This window comes from Streptomyces sp. NPDC006235 (genome assembly GCF_040613735.1).
GTDB lineage: Bacteria > Actinomycetota > Actinomycetes > Streptomycetales > Streptomycetaceae > Streptomyces.
Genome location: NZ_JBEXSR010000001.1, coordinates 89,407 through 108,894, shown reverse-complemented (window position 1 = coordinate 108,894; position 19,488 = coordinate 89,407). Strand labels below are relative to the sequence as shown.

The window sequence follows — 19,488 nt, the reverse complement described above, 5'->3', positions numbered from 1 at the left end:
CAGCACCGGCAGTCGCAGGACGGCCGCCCGAGGACAGGAACCGCGACCATGAACCAGCACACCGGCACGGGCCCACCGCGAAGGACCGGCGACCGCGCCCCCAGCCGCCCGGTACGCACGTCACCGCGCCCTGCCCGGCTCGCCCTGCGCCCGCCGACCTTCCCGCCCGGCCCCCTCTGCGGGGCCTGGTGGCCCCGCACCGATGACCTGATGGCCGAGCTGCCCGCGCTCACCGAGGCGTTCGACGCGGCGCGAGGACGCGTGTCGCGCATGGCGTCCCACCGCGACACCTGGCCGGCGACGCCCTGCGACCTGCCCGTGCCCGGGCACACGGTGAAGGCCGTGCGCCGGCCCACATCGGACCGGCTCGCCGCCCGCCGGGCCTGACCCGAACCCACCGCGCCACCACCCGTCGAAGGAAACACCATGATCACCACAGCGACACCCGCACCGCCCGCACCGTCCATCCGCCCTCTCCTCCGCCTGCGGCTCGCGCCCCACAGCGCGCTGCCGCGTCGCCTCGACGGGGTGTGGTGGCCACGTTCGTACGACCTCTTGGCGGAGCTTCCGCAGCTGCTCGCCGCACTGCCGCGCGCCTGGGGACACATCGCCGGCGTCACGGTGAACGGAGCGGCCTGGTCCGCGGCACCTGGCCGGATGTTCGTCGCCAACCAGGTCGTACGACTGCGGAAGGCGGTCGCAGCACACGCCCCGGACACCGTCGTCCTGCTCGCCCCCGGCCACGGCCGCTGGGACCTGCTGGTCGTGCCGCCCGACACCACCGAGGAGGCGGCCGAACCGATCATGACCGCCGTGCTCGGCGACCGCGCCTGACGCGCCAGGAGTAGCGTGGACGCGAGGAGGCCCCGAAAGGCAGGTGAGCACGATGCCCGATCCCGATTCCCCGCCTCCGGCAGGTTTGCTGGCGGACGGTGCACACGAATCCATGCGTCCCGGAACGGCGCTCCTGCGGCTCACCACCACTCACGAACGCCGGAGCATCCTCGACGGTGCGTGGTGGCCCCGTTCCAGGAATCTCGCCGCCGAACTGCCCGGCCTGGTCAGCGCATTGGCCGAGCGCCTCGGGCCGATCACACGGATCGGCCTGGACTCCGCGGCCTGGGACGAAATGCCGACGCGGATGACCGTCGACGACCGTGTGGTGCACATCGACGTCTTCTCCGTGGGCGACGACACCGCGCTCGTGACCCGAGGGGACCAGGACCACTTCTCCCTGCTCGTGGTCCCACCCGGCACGCCCCCCGAGGCGGCGCGAGCCGCGATGACAGAAGCGGTCCGATCCGGCAACCCCAAGCAGGCCCAGCAGATCCTGATCGACACCAGCCTTTGACATCAGCTCAGATGCAGCAACATCAGGCGGAGTCCGCTCACGACCGGGGTCGACTACATGGACGCGTCCAGACCACGTGGTCTGCGGCGACAATGACCGTCAAGGTGGCCTTGTCCTGCCTACACACGTCGGCAAGGCCCGGTCATCGGCGCTCGCCTGCACTCGCCAGCAGCTTCTACTGGACAATCTCTCCGGATGCGCATGAGCGAAGAACTACGGTCAATTACGGTGCGATCCAAGCTGAAGGCATGGGGATGCAAACCGCGTAGGCGCAGGTCAGACACGACGCACCCCCGCAAGCGCCGTCGCTCCCCAAGCTGAGAGCGCGAGTTCGATTCTCGTCACCCCCTCCACGTGAAACCCCCAGGTCAGAGACCCGGGGTTCTTTGTTGTCTAGACCGGTGAGCCGGTCGCGCACCATCACCGCATCATTAGCTCTCGGCAGTCCGGGCCCTCCAGCTGCCCGTCTCGGCACTGGGTGATCGCACGGTTCAGTGCCACGCTCCCGACAGGCGCCGCGTGACGACCGAGCTGAAAATGCGCACGCCGCGCGTCGAGCCGGGGTCGATGCCGGTGAGCTCCCGCACCCGGCGGAGGCGATAGTCCAGGGTGCGGGGGTGGACGTTGAGGGCTGCCGCCGTGGCGCCGCGGTGCATGTCGTGGCGATAGTACGCGTCAAGCGTGACAAGGAGGTCCGGACCGGGCCGCAGGCTCCGGCCCACGGCGTGGAGCCATTCGTCGACGAACGGCGCGTCCGCAACGGCGAGTTCGACGAACACGTCCGACACGGTGTGCGGCCGCAGCCGAGCGGACGCCCGTCGCAGCGGCGCCGCCCTGCTGATCCGCCGGGCCAGGTCGAGGGCGCCGGCAACCTCGGACAGCGGTGAGGTGGCGGAGCCGGCGGCGCAGGGGCGACCGAGAGCCTGGGCGAAGTCCTGTACGAGATCGGATACGAGTTCGGGCAGGAGGTCGGTTACGGAGTGCGACTGTACGGTCTCGGCTGTACTGGGCCCCTCAGACGCCTCGGGTGTGGGGGGATGCAAGGGAATCAGGGCAATCAGCTCACCGTTCCTGCTTCCACTGCCCGGGCACCACGTGATCGGCGCCTGGTGGGTTTTCACCAGCGCCTCGATCTCGCTTTCCAGGTCGCGATCGCCGGCGGGACGGTCCGCCACCCGGATCACCGTCACCGCGCAGCGCTCGGGCAGTTCCATGCCCAGCGCCGAAGCGAGTTCCGTCGATATGGGGTCTCCGTTCAGCAACGACCTGGCCAGCAGGGCGGCATGCTCGACGTACGGCAGACGGTGCCGCAGCGCCGTCACGAATCCCTGACTGTAGGCACGGATACCGCGTTCTCCCTGCGGGGCGAACCAGTTCATCATCCGCATGAGTTCGTCGACGCCGACGCCGCGCTGAGCTTCGGTCGCTTCGTTGATCTCACGCAGCATGAGTGAGGTGTGCAGTCGCAGGACCCGCTGCCGTGCATCGAGCGGCATCCCCGCTGCGGCCCGCGACTCGCCGATCGCCGCGATGTAGCCGAGGTCGTCGTCGCTCAACGCGCTGTTGTCCGGGGACAGTTCGACCGTACGGCGCCGCAGCCACAACGCGTACTCCAGCGTCTCGGCCCGCGCCCGGGAGTTCGTGTCCAGGAACCCGAACTCCGGGATCTCGCGCGCGTACGCCTCGACCTCCCGGCGCGCGTTGGCCGACGCCTGCCGGGCCAACTCGGCGAAGAAGCTCCCCATGGGCGCGAGCATGCCCTTCCGGTCGAAGAAGCCGACAGGGGAAATCCGGACGGCATTTATCACTCTGCGCACATCGGAGACGACCGCGTCTGGGGCACTTTGTCACAGTGCGCAAAATCCTTGGATCGGGACATTTCCATTGCCTGCTCCACTTGTGGAGACACTGTGAACTGGCCTTAATGGGAACCGCGTACCAGCCCGTGGGGGAACACCACAGCAATCATTCCGGCCACCGCTCCGGATCAGCGCGGGAATCGGTACGGAAATCTCTCATCTGCGCGCCACTCCATGGTGCTTGCTCAAACGGGAGGGAAACACCGATGAAAGCAGGAACGAGAAAGAGAATCGCGGCGGCGGTGGCGGTCATGGCCACGTCGACAGCGCTCATGCTGAGCACGCCGGGCAGTGGCTCGGCCGCTACCGCCGCCACTCCCAGCCTGCGCGCGTTCGGGATCACAGGTGACGGCACCCAGATGGCCACGTTCACCACCGACCGGCCGAACGTGCTCGACTGGGTCAGGGACGTCGTCGGGCTCAGTGGCGACACGGCTTTGATCGGCATCGACTTCCGGGTGCAGAACGGCCTGATGTACGGCGTCGGCAACAAGGGCGGCATCTACACGATCGAGACCCCGCCGACCACCACGGACGTCGTGATCACCAAGGTGTCCCAGCTCCAGTACACACTGCACGGCACGAACTTCGGCGTCGATTTCAACCCGGCCGCCGACCGGCTGCGTGTGATCAGCGACAACGGCCAGAACCTGCGGCACAACCTCAACGACCACACGACCGTCCAGGACCTGAACCTCACCACCCCGCCGATCGAGGGCACGACCAAGGGCGTCTCCGCCGCCGCCTACACGAACAACGACCTCAACGGGGCCACCGCGACCACCCTGTTCGACATCAGCACGACCAGCGACCAGGTCCTCGTCCAGTCCCCGGCCAACAACGGCACACTGGCACCGACCGGCAGCCTCGGCATCGACGCGCAGATCAACGCCGGCATGGACATCTTCAGCACCCTGTCGGGCGGCAAGACGGTCAGCAACGCCGCCTTCGCCACTCTCGCCGCCTCCGGCGCCAACAGGCCCTCCCTCTACAGCGTCAACCTCTTCACCGGCGAGGCCACGCTCGTGGCCGACGCCGCCAAGGCCAAGTTCCCCCTGAACATCACGGACCTGGCCATCTCTCTCACCGGGAGCTGAGCCCCTCCCGCAGGTCACTTACTCGCCGCGGCCCGGCTGCTCCCGGGCCGCGGCGAGCCTGAGACGTGCCCTTCGGGCACATCCTGTCGCAGCCCTTTCTGTTCGGGCTGCTCTGGGCAGCACGCCTGGCACATGGCCTCGACCACGCCGCGACGGCCGCCGACCTCGCGGACCTGCCCGGATCAGGGGACAACCCGAGCCGACGGCGTGCCCATAAGACCCGATAACCACGGTCAACAACGGTGCGTTCCTGCGCGCCCCGGAGCTGCACCATCGCACGTATGCCCAGGTCAGAAGCTATCCGGACGTTCTGTAAGTAGCGGAGTTGCGCGTCAGCTCCACCACCTCTGCTTGCCGTCTGCCAGGCTCCACAGCGACCATGTACAGCTTCCCGGCAACTAGCTTCTACCGGACTTCCGTCGAGACCGGGTCGAGAAGGAAGAGGCACTGGTCCGCGTTGAATTCGCCCACCTCGGCGACAAAGCGGAACTTGTCGTGTTCGGTCCTTTGTCGCCTGGGCCCAGGAGGTAGTCATAACGGGTGTCGTAGTCACCGCTGGGCGCCATGTTCACAATCGAGCCGTTGAACGCGACCGTCTGGCCTACGAGCCTGTTCGCGAAGCCCAATTCGCGTCGTCGCAGTAGTCCGCCTTCAGCAGCGCCGCGAACTCCGGGGTGTTCTGAGACGTGATCACCTCAGTGGCAGCCGACTCGGCCGCGGTCGGGATCGGCGAAACGGAAGGCTTCTCGCTCGCAGCGGCTGTCGACTTGTCCGACTCGCCCTTCTCCTCGCCTCCGCCGCTGAGTGCAGAGGCAGCGCCGGTGGAGCGAAGCGTGCCCTGGGCCTGCTCCGCGAGCTCCCTGCCGTCCTTCTGCATCCGCGAGATCACCAAGCCGTCCGTGCCGCGAACTGTCCGCACGCTCTGGTACTCGTACTTGATCTTGTTGGTCATGCGGCCCCCCAGTGGCCTGCTCATACCAACTGCCTCGCGAGCCTATGGGGCTTCGCGAGGAACTCGACATCACCTGTTGAGCCTCGTGCCGGCCACCATCGTCGTTGGGCTGGGACAGGTGGCCGCCTAAGGCTTGTCCCGTTGCTCCTGACTCCGGGCGCATGGGTGCTGGCATGATGACGTCCATGACTGCATACCGAAAGGCCGATGCCGCGTAGACGGCCTGGCGTCCTGCGCGTCGAGCAGCACGGTCCTCGCAGCTCGGAGGGTCCGCCGCCGGATCGGATCCACGGGCTCTCCGGCCGCACGAGCCTCGCGATACATCGAGTAGAGAGGCTGTCGGCCGACTATTACGTCCATCCCGGTGCCACGGACCGTGCGCTGCGGCGGTACCGAGCTTTTCTGGAACCGCCTGGACGTCGGCCCCTGTATCCGCAGCACGCGGAGTGCTCGTGCCGCGGCTGTTCCTTTGACGACGTGAGGCACGCCCGCGACGTGCTCGAGCTGGTCCTGGAGCAGCTGCCTGTCCGAGCTCGTGCCGAGCTGGGGCGCCAAGTGGTCTCTCTGGACAGGGTGTACCTCAAGCGCACTCTTCCCGACCCGTTCGCCGACCGTCGGCAGTGGCGCTCCGACCTTTGGTGGCGTCGTCGGCTCGCGGGCGGCAGGGAGGCCGGGTAAGGAGCCGAGGTCCAGCAGGCTCCTCGCCCTCGTCTGCGTCCTGCCGTGCCGATGACAAGGCCAGCATGCGGGAGGCCGACTCCAGCAAGGTCTCGTATGTGATCACTTCGATGCGGGCCTGGTGCGTGTTGTAGGTCCGCAGCGTCTCCGCGATCTCCTGAGACGTGACGTCTCCGGTCACGTATCGCGGGTGTCCGATCACGACCGTCGCCGACGCCCGCCGTGTGTCGACTCCGTGCCCGGCCAGGATGTCCGGGCGGTTCTCGTCCATGGTCCGGAGGTAGTTCTGCGCCTGGGAGACCGCACGGTGCGCCGGGGCACCCAGCATGAGGTGGCCGGAGCGTCGTATGACCAGGTCCTTGATGTCGGCGCGCTTGAGCTCCACGACGTGCAGTGAGCCGTCGCCGCGCAGAAGCGGGATGTCGAGGATGGTGTCCGGGGTGTACTGCCTGCGTGCCAGCTCGGCCACGTAGGCTCCGCCGAAGATCCACTCCTGGTTCTTCAGGCACGCGTGGAGGGCGGTCTCGGAGCTCTCCGGGTCTTCCACCACGGCACGCAGGGCCGCCAAGCCGGCCTGCCTGGCCCTCAGTTCGAGCAACTGAGTCAGCATCCCCGCATCGACGTCAGCCAGGACGTCGCTCATCATCCGTGCGGCCTCGGCGGAGGCGGGCCGGGGCAGGTTGCGCAGCACCACCTCCATGTGCCCGTACTGCTGGAGGCGCCGCACCTCCCGGGTGGAGAGCTGGATTCCGCCCTCGCCGTCCCCGAGACCCAGGTGATCAGCGGACTGGGCTATGCCTCGGAAGAGGTCACGGGCGTCCGCCGCTGTCGCGTCGGGCTGGTCGCGGCACAGGACGTCCAGGGCGGCGACCGCCCTGTCGGCGCCCAAGGCGATCATCCTCCGCATGCCTTCCTCGCTGCGTCGCCGAGCCTCGTCGTCGTAGTAGTGCTCCAGGATTTCGAGGAACAGTTCGCCTCCGGCATAGGCAGCGAAACGCTGGAAGCGCTGGGCGAGTGCGAAGTCACCCTGGCGGACTGCCTCTTGGGCCACATCCTCCAAGGCGTCCACCAAGGGCCTGCCTTTGCCGTACGTCCCACCGAGGCCACCCATGATGTCCAGCACCGCATCGACGCGCTCCCGGACACGCGCATCCTCAGTGAGCTCGCGTGCCGCCCGGACCATTTGCCAGAGGGTGAAGCCCGATCGAAATGTCGCCACCCGGGCACCCTAGGACCGGGCACTGACAATGCCCGACCGTCAGCCGTACTCGGGCTGCCACATGGCGTCCTGGATCTGCTGGATCACGTCGTCGAGGCGGGCCCGGGCGACGCCCTCCTCCGCGGCGCGGCGGGCGACGGCCGCGGCCACCACGGCCGAGGAGGTGCGCAGGTTCTGCACCTCCGGCAGCAGCGCGGCGCCGGGTTCCGACAGGTCGGTGAGGCCGGCAACGGCTTCCGCCGCGGACTGGAGCATGCCGTCGGTGATCCGCTCGGCACGGGCCACCACGGCGCCCAGTCCCAGGCCGGGGTAGAGGAGGGCGTTGTTGGCCTGGCCGATGACGCACGTGGTGCCGTCCAGTTCCACCGGGGGTACCGGGATGCCGGTGGCGACCAGGGCCTTGCCGCCGGTCCACCGCAGCACGTCCTCCGGCATGGCCTCGATCTTCTCCGTGGGGTTGGACAGCGGCAGGACGACGGGCCGGTCCACGTGGCGGGCCATGGAGCGCACCACGTCCCGGGTGAAGGCCCCGTGCCGGGTGGAGGTTCCCACCAGGACGGTCGGGTGCACACGTTCCACCACACCTGCCAGGTCGGCCGGCCGGTCGTCGGGCCACTCGTCGTCGGGGCGCGCGTAGGGCCGCTGGTAGTCGCGCAGTCCCTCGGTGGACTGCCGCAGCAGGCCCTGGCGGTCCAGGCACCAGATGCGGCGGGTGGCCTCCTCGCGGTCCAGGCCGTCGCGGACCATCGCATCGCGCAGCTGGTCGGCGATGCCCACGCCCGCCGTCCCGGCGCCGAAGACCACGATCCGCTGGTCCCGCATGGGCGTGCCGGTGACCTGTGTCGCGTTCATGACGCAGGCCAGCGTGATCGCGCCGGTGCCCTGCATGTCGTCGTTGAACGTGCAGATCTTCTCGCCGTACTGCTGCAGGATGCGGCGGCCGTTGCCGGGGCCGAAGTCCTCCCAGTGCAGCAGCGCCTGCGGGAAGAGCTCGCCCACCACCTCCACGAAGGCGGCGACGAACGCGTCGTACGCCTCGCCGCGCACCCTGTTGTGCCGGTTGCCCACGTACAGCGGGTCGTTGACCAGCGCCTGGTTTCCCGTGCCGACGTCGAGCATCACCGGGACGGCCCGCCCCGGGTGGATGCCCGCGGCGGCGGTGTAGACCGCCAGCTTGCCGACCGCGAGCTGCATGCCGCCGACGCCCCAGTCGCCGATGCCGAGGAGTTGCTCCGCATCGGTGGCCACCAGCAGGTCGACGTCGTCGGGGCCCAGGTTCAGCGCATGGAACGCCGGGCGGATGTCCTGGGGCCGGTCGATGGAGAGATAGACGCCGCGCGGGCGCCGGTATTCGTGGCTGTAGCGCTTGACCGCCTCGCCCACGGTCGGGTCGTACACGATCGGCAGCAGCTCGGTGAGGTGGTCGCAGAGCAGCCGGAAATAGAGGACCTCGTTGCGGTCGTGGAGCTGCTCCAGGTACACGTTCTTCGCCAAGTCGTCCGGCTGCGCCTGCAGTTGCTCCCAGGCGCGGCGGGTCTGGAGCTCCAGAGAGAGGACTGCGGGCGGGAGCATCCCGACCAGGCCGTGGCGCTCCCGTTCCTCCTGGGTGAAGGCGACGCCCTTGTTGCGCAGCGGGTCCGTGAGCAGTGCGTGACCGTCCGGTTGCCCGCGGCTGGTGTGGCCCTTCCCGGCGTGGCCCTTCCCCCTCTCTTCGTGCTCGTTCTGTGCGCGGTTGCTGGGCGGGGCCATCGGATCTCCTTGCGTCGTACGACTGCCGTAGGGGCTGGTTTCCGGCCAGGCGCCCCGGGTACCCCGGTCGGCGTGACAGGCGCACCGGCGCCCATCCCTTTGCCGCACATTGACGCAGCCCTTCGTTCGGGTACGGCGGCGCGACCGCCTCCAGCCGGTGCAGCGATCCCCGCGATGAGAGAAGAGGGGGATTTCCCCATGTCCAAGCCCGCCCAGCAGCAACAGCCCCCGGGCTCCGAAGCGGACCTGCGGCCCCAGGCCGACCACGGTGAGCACAGCTACCGCGGCTCGGGACGCCTGGCCGGAAAGGCAGCGCTGATCACCGGGGGTGACAGCGGTATCGGCAAGGCCGTCGCGATCGCCTACGCCCGCGAGGGTGCCGATGTGCTCCTCTCGCACCTGGACGAGGAGGAGGACGACGCCCGCGACACGGCGCGCTGGGTGGAGGAGGCCGGCCGCACGGCGGTTCTCGTGTCCGGTGACCTGAGCGATCCCGCCCACTGCCGGGAGGTGGTGGCGCGGGCCGTCGAGGCGTTCGGCCGCATCGACGTCCTGGTCAGCAACGCGGCGTTCCAGATGTTCCGGGACTCGATCGAGGAGATCCCGGACGAGGAGTGGGACCACACGCTGGCGACCAACCTCAGCGCCATGTTCCACCTCTGCAAGGCGGCGGTGCCGCACATGAAGTCGGGTGCGTCGATCATCGCGTCCACCTCGGTGAACTCCGACTCGCCGCCGCCGGGCCTGCTGGCGTACAACGCGACGAAGGCGGGCATCGCCAACATGGTCGGCTCCCTGTCCCAGTCGCTCGCCGAGCGGGGTATCCGGGTCAACAGCGTCGCCCCGGGGCCCATCTGGACGCCGCTGATCCCCGCCACGATGCCGCCCGAGCAGGTCGAGGACTTCGGCGGCCAGACACCTCTGGGGCGCGCCGGGCAGCCGGCCGAACTCGCCCCCGTGTACGTGATGCTCGCCTCGGACGAGGCCGCGTACGTCTCGGGCGCGCGCATCGCCGTCACCGGCGGCCAGCCCATTCTCTGACACATCGCCAGGGAACCATCCCCCTCAGCACTCAGGAGTGACCGTGGACTGGTACCCCTTGCGGCTGACCACCCCGGTCAAGCAGCACGTCTTCGGCGGCCGGGCCCTCGCCGAACGGCTGGGCCGCACCGGCCTGCCCGACGGCCCGGTCGCCGAGACCTGGGAGGTCAGCGATGTGGACGGGGAGGGAGCACGGGTCGCAGACGGCTCGCCGGCCGGCCGGCCGCTGCGCCGGCTCGTCGAGGAGCACCCCGACGAACTCGTGGGGCGCGGGTGGCGCGGCCCGCGCTTCCCGGTGCTGACCAAGTTCATCGACGGCACCGGTGCCCTCCCGGTCCATCTGCACGCCGACGACGACACCGCCCGCCGGCTGGAGGGCGAGCCCCACGGCAAGACCGAGGCGTGGCACGTCCTCGACGCGGCCCCGGGAGCCACCGCCCTGGTGGGAGTGAAGGCCGGTGTGGACCGGGACACGCTGCACCGGGCCCTGCTCGCACAGGACTTCGACGCGGTCATGCGCCGGCTTCCGGTGCGGGCCGGGCAGACCGTCTACGTGCCCGGCGGGACCCTGCACAGTTTCGGCCCCGGCACCCTCGTCTACGAGATCGAGCAGACCTCCGACATCCAGCAGCACGCCATGCGCCGCCACATGGAGGACGGCTCGGCATTGGACGACGAGGAGTGGCACACCAACCTCGGGCGGCTGCTCGACGAGTGGCGTCCCGATCCACGCCCTGAGTTCCACTCCGGCCTGAGCGTCCAGGTCGACGACGGAGTGCAGCGCACGGTGCTGTGCGCAGGCCCGTACTTCGCCCTGGAGCGGTGGCGGGCGGGCACCACGGCCCCGTTGGTGCACGACTTCTCCACCGCGCTGGTCGTCAGCAACGCCGGTGCCCCGGTCACCGTGGAGTCCGGTGGCCGGTCCGAGCGGCTCGGGCGAGCCCGGAGCCTGCTGCTGCCCGCGGCGCTGGGCCGCGTACGGATCGAGGGGCCCGCCGATGTCCTCCTCGGCTACCTGCCGGACCTGGAACACGACATCCGCACGCCGCTGCTCGCGGCCGGGCACGGGGCCGCCGCCGTGGCCGCGCTCGGTGAGGGCCTCACCGAGCCACGCACGTAGAACACACGCGGGAAGCACGCGGAAAGCACGCAGAAGGAGCTCCATGGGCACCATCACCACCAGCGACGACGTCACCCTCCACTACGAGGAACAGGGCACCGGCCCCCCGCTCGTCCTGATCCACGGCTGGGGCTTCAGCGGCCGCTTCTTCACCCGCAACGTCGACGCCCTGGCCGAACACTCCCGCGTCATCACCGTCGATCTGCGCGGCCACGGCGACTCCGGAAAACCCCGCCACGGCTACCGCGTGCCGAGGCTGGCCAAAGACCTGTTCGACCTCCTCGAAGCACTCGACCTGCGCGAGGTCACCGTCCTGGGCTGGTCACTGGGCTGCCCGGTCATCTGGAGCTATCTCGAACTCTTCGGCAGCCACCGCCTGGCCCGCGCGGTGTACGTCGAGCAGGCACCCCGCCAGTACTACGCACCGGACTGGCCGCACGCACACGCCACCTGCTACGACGAACCCTCCCTGGCCGCCCTGCAGACGCAGCTCACCTGCGACCCCCCGGCCTTCGACGAGGATCAGATCCGCACCGTCTTCGCCACCGAACCCACCCCGCCGGAGAGGGAGTTGCTCCTGACCGAGATGGCCAAGTCACCCGCGTCCGCCCGCAACGCGCTGATGGCCGAGCACACCCGCCACGACTGGCGCGACCTGCTGCCCACGCTCCGGCTGCCCAGCCTGGTCCTGGTCGCACGTCGGGACCAGGTGTTCCCGTGGCAGGGCCCCGCCTGGGTCGGCGAGGCGCTGCCCGATGCCCGGACCGTCTTCTTCGAGCACAGCGGCCACGCGCTGTTCTTCGACGAGCCGGAGAAGTTCCACCGGACGGTCACGGGCTTCCTGACCGGTAGCGAGATCGACACGGAGGTGCTCGCATGAACAGCCCCACGCCTCCGTTCGCCTTCCCCTACGGCGTCAACCAGTTCACCACCATGCCCTGGTCCTTCGAGGAGGACCTGACGCACTACGCCGACCTCGGTGTCGAAGCGATCGAGCTGTGCGAGACCAAGCTCGACGACGACCATGACCGCGCCAAGGCGCAACTCGCCTCCGTCGCCGAGGCGGGACTGCCGATCAGCTCGGTCCAGCCCCTCGTACGGACCGTGTTCCCCAGCGAGACCCAGCCGGACCCCGGCGCCCGGCGCGACCGGCTGGACCGCTTCCGCCGCAGCCTGGAGCTGATCGCACCGTTCGCCCCGGGCGCGGCCTTCGTCACGAACACCGGGCCGGCGCCCGACGGGAACCTGCATGAGGCGATCCGCCAGGTCGTCGGCCACCACCGCGAACTGGCGGACATCGCCGCCGACCACGGCGTGCGCATCGCGCTGGAGCCCCTCAACCCCGTCCTGCTCAACGTGGAAACCGCCCTCTGGACCTACCGGCAGGCGCTCGACATCGTCCAGGAGGTCGACCGGGAGAACGTGGGCGTCTGCCTCGACCTGTGGAACCTGTGGCAGGACCCGGACCTCGTCCCCCACCTCGCCGACGCTCCCGACCGCCTGTTCCTGCTCCAGGTCAGCGACTGGCGTACACCGCGCTCGCGGATGGACCGGCGCAGTGTCGGCACCGGTGACATCCCCGTGGGCCGACTGCTGCGCGCCGCCCACGGCGTCGGCTACCGCGGCCCCTGCGTCCTGGAGATCTTCTCCGACGACGTGCCGGACTCGCTCTACGAGACGGACCTGGACGAGCTCCTGCGCGCCAACCGGACGGCCCTCGAGTCGGCTTGGCGGGCCGGCTGAGCGCGGGCGGGAGCGGTCCGGACGAACAGGGGGAAACAGCGATCAGCGGGTGGCGAGGAGCTCCAGTGTGTCGATCACGCGGTTCGAGAAGCCCCACTCGTTGTCGTACCAGGCGACCACCTTGACGTGGCGGCCCTCGACGCGGGTGAGGGCCGAGTCGAAGATCGACGAGGCCGGATTGCCCGTGATGTCGGACGATACGAGCGGGTCCTCCGAGTACTCGAGGACGCCGGCGAGCGGCCCCTGGGCCGCGGTGCGGTACGCCGCCAGCACGTCGTCGCGCGTCACGTCGCGGGCGACGGTCGTGTTGAGTTCGACGATCGAGCCGACCGGCACCGGTACGCGGATCGAGTCGCCCGACAGCTTGCCGTCGAGGTTCGGCAGCACCAGGCCGATCGCCTTGGCGGCGCCGGTCGTGGTCGGCACGATGTTGACGCCGGCGGCGCGGGCGCGGCGGGCGTCGCGGTGCGGACCGTCCTGCAGGTTCTGCTCCTGCGTGTAGGCGTGCACCGTCGTCATGAACCCGTGCTCGATACCGGCGAGTTCGTCGAGGACCGCGGCCAGCGGCGCGAGCGCGTTGGTGGTGCAGGAGGCGTTCGAGACGATCGTGTGCGCCTCCGGGTCGTAGGCCTCGGTGTTGACCCCGAACGCGAGTGTGACGTCGGCGCCGTCCGACGGCGCGCTGACCAGGACCTTCTTCGCGCCCGCGTCGAGGTGGGCGCGGGCGGCCTTGGCCGAGGTGAAGCGGCCGGTGGCTTCCAGGACGATGTCGACGCCGAGTTCGGCCCACGGCAACTGCGCCGGTTCGCGCTCGGCCAGCACCGTGATCCGGCGGCCGTCGACGACCAGGGCGTTCCCGTCGGCGGTCACCGGCCGTCCGAGCCGGCCGGCCGTGCTGTCGTAGGCGAGCAGCCGGGCGAGCGTGGCGGGCTCCGTCAGGTCGTTGACGGCGACGACCTCCAGGGTGCTGTCGCGCTCCAGCAGGGCGCGCAGCACATTGCGTCCGATGCGGCCGAATCCGTTGATGGCGATGCGAGTCATGAGTGGTGTCCCTTCCCTTCCCCACCAGGCTCGCCCGCGGCTCGCGCCGCTGACAGTGGCGGGATCGCCATGGTTCAAAAGGATCCCGCCACGCCCGCCACGCCGGATCCCGCCACGCGCCGCCCAGGGGCTACTCGCCCCGGGTGAAGGTGCGCCGGTACTCGCTCGGTGTGGTGCCGAGGATGCGCTGGAAGTGCAGGCGCAGGTTGGCGCCGGTGCCGAGCCCGACGTCGGCGGCGATCTGCTCGACGCTGCGCTCGGAGCGCTCCAGCAGCTCGCGGGCCAGGTCGATGCGGGCGCGCATCACCCACTGCATCGGCGTGTAGCCGGTCTCCTCGACGAAGCGCCGGGAGAACGTGCGCGGCGAGACCCCCGCCTGTCGCGCCAATATGTCGAGGGTGAGGGGCTCGCCCAGCTTGTGCAGCGCCCACTCGCGGGTGGCGGCGAACCGCTCGCCGAGCGGCTCGGGGACGCTGCGCGGCACGTACTGGGCCTGGCCGCCGCTGCGGTAGGGGGCCGCGACCAGACGCCGGGCCGCGTGGTTGGACGCGGCGACTCCGAGGTCGCCGCGCAGGATGTGCAGGCACAGGTCGAGGCCGGAGGCGGCGCCGGCCGAGGTGAGCACGCTGCCCTCGTCGACGAACAGCACGTTCTCGTCGACCTGTACCAGCGGATGCCTGGCCATGAGGGCCCGCGTGTAGTGCCAGTGCGTCGTGGCGCGCCTGCCGTCGAGCAGGCCCGTGGCGGCGAGCGCGAAGGCACCCGTCGAGATGGCGGCGAGCCGCGCGCCCCGGTCGTGGGCGGCGATCAGTGCCTCGACGACGGCCTGCGGCGGATCCTCACGGTCCGGGAACCGGTAGCCGGGGACGAAGACGATGTCGGCCCAGTCAAGCGCGTCGAGGCCGTGGGCGACGTAGTACGCGAGGCCGTCGCCGCCGGTCACGAGACCGGGTGTCGCCCCGCACACCCGCACCTCGTACGGCATGCTCGCGCGGGTCGTGAACACCTGCGCCGGAATGCCGACATCGAGCGGCTTCGCACCCTCGAGCACGAGGACGGCGACGCGATGCAGGCGGGGGGCGGGCACAGGAAGAGGTTACGGCCGTGCCGCCCCGCGTCGTTGTGCCTACCCCCGCATGGCGTCGCGGACGAGGGCGGTGTCGGTGAACTGCTCGAAGCGGACGATGAGGCCGCCGCGGACCACGAAGTGGTGGGCGACGCGCACGTCGATCGGCTTGCCGGTGGCCTTGTCGGCCGCGGTGTAGCGGGCGAGGACGACGACGTTCTCCCCGTCGACGACGTACGTGTCGTCGTGCGCGGTCCAGCCGTCCCAGTCCTGGCCGAGCTTCTCCATCACGTTGGCGATGACGCCGTCGGGGGTGCGGTAGGTGCCGGCGAGGGGGAAGCCGGCCATCTCCGTCCACTCGACGTCCGGGGCGAGGGTGGCGCGCAGGGCCTCCAGGTCGCCGGCCGCGCAGGCCAGGTACTGGCGGCGGACCACGTCCGCCGGGGCCGTGGAGGTCACGAGGTCGGTGAGCTCGCAGGTCATGAGACTCAGCCCCACTTCATCTCGCCCTTGGCGACCTTCGCCCCGATCTGCGCGGCGATCAGCATGCCGTGGTCGGGGTAGCGCCTGACGAGCGCCTCGGTCAGCGCGGCGCCGTCGGCTCTTCCCCGTTCCCACCGCCCGACTGGGCCTCCACACCATGCATCCACCGATCATGCCCGGTGCGACCCCGGGCGCTCACGCCCCCGGGGGTTCAGTGACTCGGCGGCCGAAGACTCAGCGGTCGATGTAGCTGAAGTCGCCCACGGTCCAGGCGCTGACGTCCTTGATCGCGACTCGGTACATCCCGCCCGTCTCGGGGATCCCGAGGCTGCCCTGCAGGATCCGAGCGAGATGGAAGTGCAGGTGCGTGGGCGCCTCGTCGCGGTCGGGCCGGTTCTCGCCTGGGCCGTGAGCGAAGACGTCCGCGAACGGGCCGAGCCGCTCCGAGTCCTTCAGGACGTCCGCCACCCGCTCGCGCCACACGGCCTCGGGGGCCAGACGGCCGGTGATGACGGCGCCGCCGACGACCACGGTCAGTGACATCTGATTGCTTCGCTCGGACTCAACCGCGGCGGAGATGGCGACGAGCAGCTCATCAGGGTTCGACATAAGTGCACATCTTATTCAGCTGCCTCTCCCGGAACCCCCGCGGGCTTGAAGAGACTGCGCCGAAGCCGCAGTGGTGAGCCCCGTGACGCAAGGCGGCGCGTCGGCGAACCGCCGTCCACAGCCGATGTGTTGCCCTGTCACGGCCGTGCCACGGCGGTGTCCTGAAGGCACGACGGGCGCGACCCGGGGGCTTCGGGGCTCCTCCTAGTCAGCACAGACCTGCTCCACCCCGACTCGGAAGGAACCTCCCGTGAAGAACCGCCACCTGCGCAAGGCCGTCGTCGCCACCGCCGCGATCACCGCCGGGCTGCTGATGACGGCATGCCAGAACAGCACCGACAACTCGTCGGGCAACAGCGGCACGGGCACGGCGGCGGTCGCCGAGAAGGCCTCGGACGCCAAGAACTCGAAGGGCGTCAGCGGCTCGTTCAAGAACGGCAAGGTCACCTATCTCGCCCCGGGCAAGTACATCGTGTCCGTGCCGGGCAAGGGCGACCAGCAGTTCCTGGTCGCCGACGACACCGAGGTCCACGGCGCCGGCACGATATGCGGCGACGCGGGGTCCAAGGTGGACGCGCCCTGCACGCCGGACCAGCTGGAGACGGCCACGAAGAAGGCCGCCGTGAGCGCTGACGTGGAGATGACGAACGGCATCGCGACCCTGGTGACCGAGCGGCGCGCCGCTCAGCGGGACTCGACCGTCATCGAGGGCATCAACCAGGGCAAGGGTGTCGACGGCACCTGGTTCGGCAACGTCTCCTACCTGGCGCCGGGCAAGTACACGGTCTCCGACCTGAAGGGCACCGAGCAGCAGTTCTTCGTCGCCGAGGACACGAAGATCTGGGGCTACGGCGACATCTGCGGTGACACGAACACGGGCGAGGGCGGCCAGGGCGGTACCGAGTGCACCGAGGCGGAGCTGGAGACGGCCGCCAAGAAGGGCGTCAGCGCCGAGGTCGTCATCAGCAACGGCATCGCGACCACGATCCGCGACGACCACTGAGCCAGGGAAACGGGGAGATGATGGCGGTTATGCGCATCCGCATCGACGCCGTCGACCTGCCCGGCCTCACCGGCCCTGCCTCCGCCGACGGCAGGGTCCCCGCCTACGGCAACCTCCACGTCGCCGTGCAACGCCGCGACCGTCCGGCCGAACTCCTCGCACCGCAGCCCGGCGACGCACCGTCCGCGACCTGGACCCTGGAGTGCACCACGAGCCCCTCGCCGACCGGCACCGAGATCAAGGGCCCCTACGTGCAGGACCGGCTGGGCCGGCGGTTCGTCTACCTGTCGTGGGGCACGGTCGACGACTCGGGCACCTTCACGATGTTCCGCCGCGCCAAGCTCATGCTCGACGCCGTCCCCGCCGACGTACTCGCCGCCGCAGCACGCGACGGCCTGCTGGTCGGACACCTCGGCCTGACCGACCCGCAGGGCGGGCCCCGGTGCGGACGCGTCGAGCCTCCGCAGATCACCTGGACCGCCGCCCGCGCCGAGTAGGGCGCCCCGGCAGAGCCTCCCGGCGCGGCGAGTTGCCGGGGCGGCCGCTTCTCGGACCGCGTCCCCTCGTCGACGGAGCACCGGCCTGTCTCTCGGTCCGCGAGTCGAAGACACGCTCGCCGCATCGCCCGCCCGTGCGCTCGCCTTCGCCGCGGTCGTGCACCTCGGCCCTCGACCGCGCCCATGGAAGGATGTCGCCCGTGACCGGATCGTCTTCCTCGTCCGTCGCCGAGGGCACGCCTCACCACCACGGCCTGGGTTCCCGTGCCGCCGCCACGCTGGTGTTCGGGTCGTCGGCCGCGGTCCTGGTGGTCGAGATCGTCTCTCTGCGGCTGCTGGCTCCCTACCTCGGCCTCACCCTCGAAACCAGCACGATGGTGATCGGCATCGCCCTCACCGCGATCGCCTTCGGCTCCTGGCTGGGTGGGCGCATCGCGGACCAGGTCGATCCACGCCGGCTCCTGGGCCCCTCGCTCGGAGTGTCGGGAGCGGTCGTCGCGCTCACCCCCGCCGTGCTGCGCACCAGTGCGGAGTGGGCGCCGGCGGTGCTCCTCCTGATCGCGTCGCTCACCATCCTCGTGCCGGGCGCGCTGCTCTCGGCGGTGACGCCGCTCGTGACCAAGCTGCGTCTCACCAGCCTCGCCGAGACCGGAACGGTGGTCGGCCGGCTGTCCGGCGTCGGCACCGTCGGCGCCATCGTCGGCACCGTCCTCACCGGCTTCGTCCTCGTCTCGCGGTTGCCGGTCAGCGGCATACTGATCGGCCTCGGCATTCTGCTGGTGGCCGGCTCGGCGGTGGTCGAGTGGCGCGCACGGGGGTGGAGCGGCACCCCTGCCCTGACACTCGTGGTCGTGGCCGGCGGCCTCGCCACCACGGTGGCGCCCGGTGCCTGCGACACGGAGACCAGGTACCACTGCGCACGGGTGGTCGCGGACCCCGACCGGGACAGCGGCCGCACACTCGTCCTGGACGGCCTGCGGCACTCCTATGTCGACCTCGACGACCCGACCTTCCTCAAGTTCGAGTACGTGCGCGCCATCGCGGCGGTGGTCGATGCCGCCTTCCCCGAAGGCGAGCCACTCGCCGCCCACCACGTGGGCGGGGGCGGGCTCACCTTTCCCCGTTACCTCGCGGCCACCCGGCCCGGGACGCGCAGCCTGGTGTCCGAGATCGACAGCGGGGTCGTGCGCATCGACCGTGACCGGCTCGGCCTGAGGCCGGACGCCGGTATCGACGTACGCGTCGAGGACGGCAGGCTCGGCCTGCGGCGGCTGGACGCCGGCAGTCGTGACCTCGTCGTCGGCGACGCCTTCGGGGGCGTCAGCGTGCCGTGGCACCTCACCACGGTCGAAGCGATGACCGACGTACGGCGAGTGCTCAAGGAGGACGGCCTGTACGTCGCCAACCTCATCGATCACGGTGGTCTGGCCTTCGCCCGTGCCGAATTGGCCACTCTCAGGGAGACCTTCGAGCACGTCGCCCTCGTCGGCGAACCCACCGACATCGGTCTCGACCCGACCGCCACTTCCCACGGCGGCAATCTGGTGGTGATCGCCTCGGACCGGCCGTTCGACCCGCGCGCGACCCAGCGAGCGCTGGACGCGCGGCAGACCAGCTGGAAGATCACCACCGGCGACGACCTCGCCTCCTGGATCGGCGACGCCCGACTGCTCACCGACGACCACGCACCCGTGGACCAGCTCCTCCAGCCGTACAGTCCGGGGAGCAGCGGGTGACGGTCACATCGGCGCCCCGGGCCGCCCCTCCGGCTTGTCACCCGTATGCCGATGTGACCTTCCTCGCGATCAGGGCGTCCCGGCACGTCTGACGGCGTCCCCCGCGCTGAGGGTGACGGCCGCGGCCCATGGGGCATCGGGGGAGGTCATGGCGTTGCGGGCCGAGGCGGTGGCAGGAACAGTGCAGCCCCGCTGAGCCAATATCTGTTTTTGCGAGATGAGAAATTGGCGCGGCCCCCGGCGA

At 70.2% G+C, this 19,488-nt stretch carries 19 protein-coding genes and 2 pseudogenes; 11 read left to right on the top strand and 10 right to left on the bottom strand.

Features of this window, described 5'->3' with window-relative positions:
- Positions 1–48 precede the first annotated feature (48 nt).
- From ABZ192_RS00550 to ABZ192_RS00540, 3 genes are read left to right on the top strand one after another with little or no spacing between them, the layout of a single operon-like run.
- Positions 49–387 (top strand): DUF5994 family protein, encoded by a 339-nt coding sequence (locus ABZ192_RS00550; RefSeq protein ID WP_356922338.1) that lies wholly within the window; start codon positions 49–51, stop codon positions 385–387.
- A gap of 39 nt (positions 388–426) precedes the next feature.
- Positions 427–834, top strand: a complete 408-nt coding sequence (locus tag ABZ192_RS00545; RefSeq protein ID WP_356922337.1) for a DUF5994 family protein — start codon at positions 427–429, stop codon at positions 832–834.
- 52 nt (positions 835–886) lie between these two features.
- Positions 887–1,351 (top strand): DUF5994 family protein, encoded by a 465-nt coding sequence (locus ABZ192_RS00540; RefSeq protein WP_356922336.1) that lies wholly within the window; start codon positions 887–889, stop codon positions 1,349–1,351.
- Positions 1,352–1,842: 491 nt separating this feature from the next.
- Here the strand turns inward: ABZ192_RS00540 and ABZ192_RS00535 are convergent, their stop codons facing one another.
- Entirely contained in the window at positions 1,843–3,096 is a 1,254-nt protein-coding gene (locus ABZ192_RS00535; protein ID WP_356922335.1) for a helix-turn-helix domain-containing protein, read from the bottom strand.
- Between the two features lie 365 nt (positions 3,097–3,461).
- On the opposite strand from ABZ192_RS00535, the gene ABZ192_RS00530 reads away from it, so the two are divergent.
- The gene (locus tag ABZ192_RS00530; RefSeq protein WP_356922334.1) at positions 3,462–4,307 is read left to right on the top strand and encodes a DUF4394 domain-containing protein; all 846 of its coding nucleotides are present in this window, start codon (positions 3,462–3,464) and stop codon (positions 4,305–4,307) included.
- Between the two features lie 405 nt (positions 4,308–4,712).
- On the opposite strand, the pseudogene ABZ192_RS00525 reads toward ABZ192_RS00530, so the two are convergent.
- The 4 genes and pseudogenes from ABZ192_RS00525 to ABZ192_RS00510 form a co-directional block, all read right to left on the bottom strand.
- A pseudogene (locus tag ABZ192_RS00525) lies at positions 4,713–4,873 on the bottom strand (DUF4839 domain-containing protein).
- A 35-nt stretch (positions 4,874–4,908) separates the two neighbouring features.
- Positions 4,909–5,259: a hypothetical protein gene (locus ABZ192_RS00520; protein WP_356922333.1), complete on the bottom strand. Its 351-nt coding sequence runs from the start codon at positions 5,257–5,259 to the stop codon at positions 4,909–4,911.
- Positions 5,260–5,839: 580 nt separating this feature from the next.
- Positions 5,840–7,120, bottom strand: coding sequence for a Shedu anti-phage system protein SduA domain-containing protein (locus tag ABZ192_RS00515; RefSeq protein WP_356922332.1), 1,281 nt, complete (start codon positions 7,118–7,120; stop codon positions 5,840–5,842).
- A gap of 75 nt (positions 7,121–7,195) precedes the next feature.
- Positions 7,196–8,905 carry an NAD-dependent malic enzyme gene (locus ABZ192_RS00510; protein ID WP_356922331.1) on the bottom strand — a complete coding sequence of 570 codons (1,710 nt, stop codon included), beginning with the start codon at positions 8,903–8,905 and terminating at the stop codon, positions 7,196–7,198.
- Between the two features lie 198 nt (positions 8,906–9,103).
- On the opposite strand from ABZ192_RS00510, the gene ABZ192_RS00505 reads away from it, so the two are divergent.
- Genes ABZ192_RS00505 through ABZ192_RS00490 form a run of 4 tightly spaced genes read left to right on the top strand, consistent with a single transcriptional unit; the run spans position 9,104 to position 12,809 of the window.
- Complete coding sequence (locus ABZ192_RS00505) at positions 9,104–9,946, top strand: SDR family oxidoreductase (protein WP_356922330.1); 843 nt, start codon at positions 9,104–9,106, stop codon at positions 9,944–9,946.
- Between the two features lie 43 nt (positions 9,947–9,989).
- Positions 9,990–11,066 (top strand): mannose-6-phosphate isomerase, encoded by a 1,077-nt coding sequence (locus tag ABZ192_RS00500; protein ID WP_356922329.1) that lies wholly within the window; start codon positions 9,990–9,992, stop codon positions 11,064–11,066.
- Positions 11,067–11,109: 43 nt separating this feature from the next.
- Positions 11,110–11,946: an alpha/beta hydrolase gene (locus tag ABZ192_RS00495; protein WP_356922328.1), complete on the top strand. Its 837-nt coding sequence runs from the start codon at positions 11,110–11,112 to the stop codon at positions 11,944–11,946.
- Positions 11,943–12,809: a sugar phosphate isomerase/epimerase family protein gene (locus tag ABZ192_RS00490; RefSeq protein ID WP_356922327.1), complete on the top strand. Its 867-nt coding sequence runs from the start codon at positions 11,943–11,945 to the stop codon at positions 12,807–12,809. The genes ABZ192_RS00495 and ABZ192_RS00490 overlap by 4 nt, the downstream gene beginning before the upstream one ends.
- A 42-nt stretch (positions 12,810–12,851) precedes the next feature.
- Here the strand turns inward: ABZ192_RS00490 and gap are convergent, their stop codons facing one another.
- The 5 genes and pseudogenes from gap to ABZ192_RS00465 all read right to left on the bottom strand — a co-directional run bounded on the left by gap (position 12,852) and on the right by ABZ192_RS00465 (position 16,008).
- Positions 12,852–13,850: a type I glyceraldehyde-3-phosphate dehydrogenase gene (gene gap / locus ABZ192_RS00485; protein ID WP_356922326.1), complete on the bottom strand. Its 999-nt coding sequence runs from the start codon at positions 13,848–13,850 to the stop codon at positions 12,852–12,854.
- A 130-nt stretch (positions 13,851–13,980) separates the two neighbouring features.
- Positions 13,981–14,937: a helix-turn-helix domain-containing protein gene (locus ABZ192_RS00480; protein WP_356922325.1), complete on the bottom strand. Its 957-nt coding sequence runs from the start codon at positions 14,935–14,937 to the stop codon at positions 13,981–13,983.
- 39 nt (positions 14,938–14,976) lie between these two features.
- Positions 14,977–15,399: a nuclear transport factor 2 family protein gene (locus ABZ192_RS00475; RefSeq protein WP_356922324.1), complete on the bottom strand. Its 423-nt coding sequence runs from the start codon at positions 15,397–15,399 to the stop codon at positions 14,977–14,979.
- A 5-nt stretch (positions 15,400–15,404) separates the two neighbouring features.
- Positions 15,405–15,518, bottom strand: a pseudogene (locus tag ABZ192_RS00470) (MBL fold metallo-hydrolase); the annotation flags it as partial.
- A gap of 115 nt (positions 15,519–15,633) precedes the next feature.
- The gene (locus ABZ192_RS00465; protein ID WP_356922323.1) at positions 15,634–16,008 is read right to left on the bottom strand and encodes a hypothetical protein; all 375 of its coding nucleotides are present in this window, start codon (positions 16,006–16,008) and stop codon (positions 15,634–15,636) included.
- Positions 16,009–16,258: 250 nt separating this feature from the next.
- Here ABZ192_RS00465 and ABZ192_RS00460 point away from each other — a divergent pair, with 250 nt between their 5' ends.
- From ABZ192_RS00460 to ABZ192_RS00450, 3 genes are all read left to right on the top strand, one after another.
- Positions 16,259–17,011 carry a hypothetical protein gene (locus tag ABZ192_RS00460; protein WP_356922322.1) on the top strand — a complete coding sequence of 251 codons (753 nt, stop codon included), beginning with the start codon at positions 16,259–16,261 and terminating at the stop codon, positions 17,009–17,011.
- A 29-nt stretch (positions 17,012–17,040) separates the two neighbouring features.
- On the top strand, positions 17,041–17,508 hold the full coding sequence (locus ABZ192_RS00455; RefSeq protein WP_356922321.1) for a DUF5990 family protein: 468 nt from the start codon (positions 17,041–17,043) through the stop codon (positions 17,506–17,508).
- 191 nt (positions 17,509–17,699) lie between these two features.
- On the top strand, positions 17,700–19,244 hold the full coding sequence (locus ABZ192_RS00450) for a fused MFS/spermidine synthase (protein ID WP_356922320.1): 1,545 nt from the start codon (positions 17,700–17,702) through the stop codon (positions 19,242–19,244).
- The last annotated feature ends 244 nt before the right edge of the window (positions 19,245–19,488 follow it).

Coding starts and splice junctions, on each gene's coding strand:
- ABZ192_RS00520 (WP_356922333.1), bottom strand. CDS start 5,259: ATGACCAACAAGATCAAGTACGAGTACCAGAGCGTGCGGACAGTTCGC.
- ABZ192_RS00545 (WP_356922337.1), top strand. CDS start 427: ATGATCACCACAGCGACACCCGCACCGCCCGCACCGTCCATCCGCCCT.
- ABZ192_RS00495 (WP_356922328.1), top strand. CDS start 11,110: ATGGGCACCATCACCACCAGCGACGACGTCACCCTCCACTACGAGGAA.
- ABZ192_RS00465 (WP_356922323.1), bottom strand. CDS start 16,008: ATGTCGAACCCTGATGAGCTGCTCGTCGCCATCTCCGCCGCGGTTGAG.
- ABZ192_RS00450 (WP_356922320.1), top strand. CDS start 17,700: ATGTCGCCCGTGACCGGATCGTCTTCCTCGTCCGTCGCCGAGGGCACG.
- ABZ192_RS00550 (WP_356922338.1), top strand. CDS start 49: ATGAACCAGCACACCGGCACGGGCCCACCGCGAAGGACCGGCGACCGC.
- ABZ192_RS00490 (WP_356922327.1), top strand. CDS start 11,943: ATGAACAGCCCCACGCCTCCGTTCGCCTTCCCCTACGGCGTCAACCAG.
- ABZ192_RS00540 (WP_356922336.1), top strand. CDS start 887: ATGCCCGATCCCGATTCCCCGCCTCCGGCAGGTTTGCTGGCGGACGGT.
- ABZ192_RS00530 (WP_356922334.1), top strand. CDS start 3,462: ATGGCCACGTCGACAGCGCTCATGCTGAGCACGCCGGGCAGTGGCTCG.
- ABZ192_RS00535 (WP_356922335.1), bottom strand. CDS start 3,096: ATGGGGAGCTTCTTCGCCGAGTTGGCCCGGCAGGCGTCGGCCAACGCG.
- ABZ192_RS00510 (WP_356922331.1), bottom strand. CDS start 8,905: ATGGCCCCGCCCAGCAACCGCGCACAGAACGAGCACGAAGAGAGGGGG.
- ABZ192_RS00505 (WP_356922330.1), top strand. CDS start 9,104: ATGTCCAAGCCCGCCCAGCAGCAACAGCCCCCGGGCTCCGAAGCGGAC.
- ABZ192_RS00475 (WP_356922324.1), bottom strand. CDS start 15,399: ATGACCTGCGAGCTCACCGACCTCGTGACCTCCACGGCCCCGGCGGAC.
- ABZ192_RS00455 (WP_356922321.1), top strand. CDS start 17,041: ATGCGCATCCGCATCGACGCCGTCGACCTGCCCGGCCTCACCGGCCCT.
- gap (WP_356922326.1), bottom strand. CDS start 13,850: ATGACTCGCATCGCCATCAACGGATTCGGCCGCATCGGACGCAATGTG.
- ABZ192_RS00515 (WP_356922332.1), bottom strand. CDS start 7,120: ATGGTCCGGGCGGCACGCGAGCTCACTGAGGATGCGCGTGTCCGGGAG.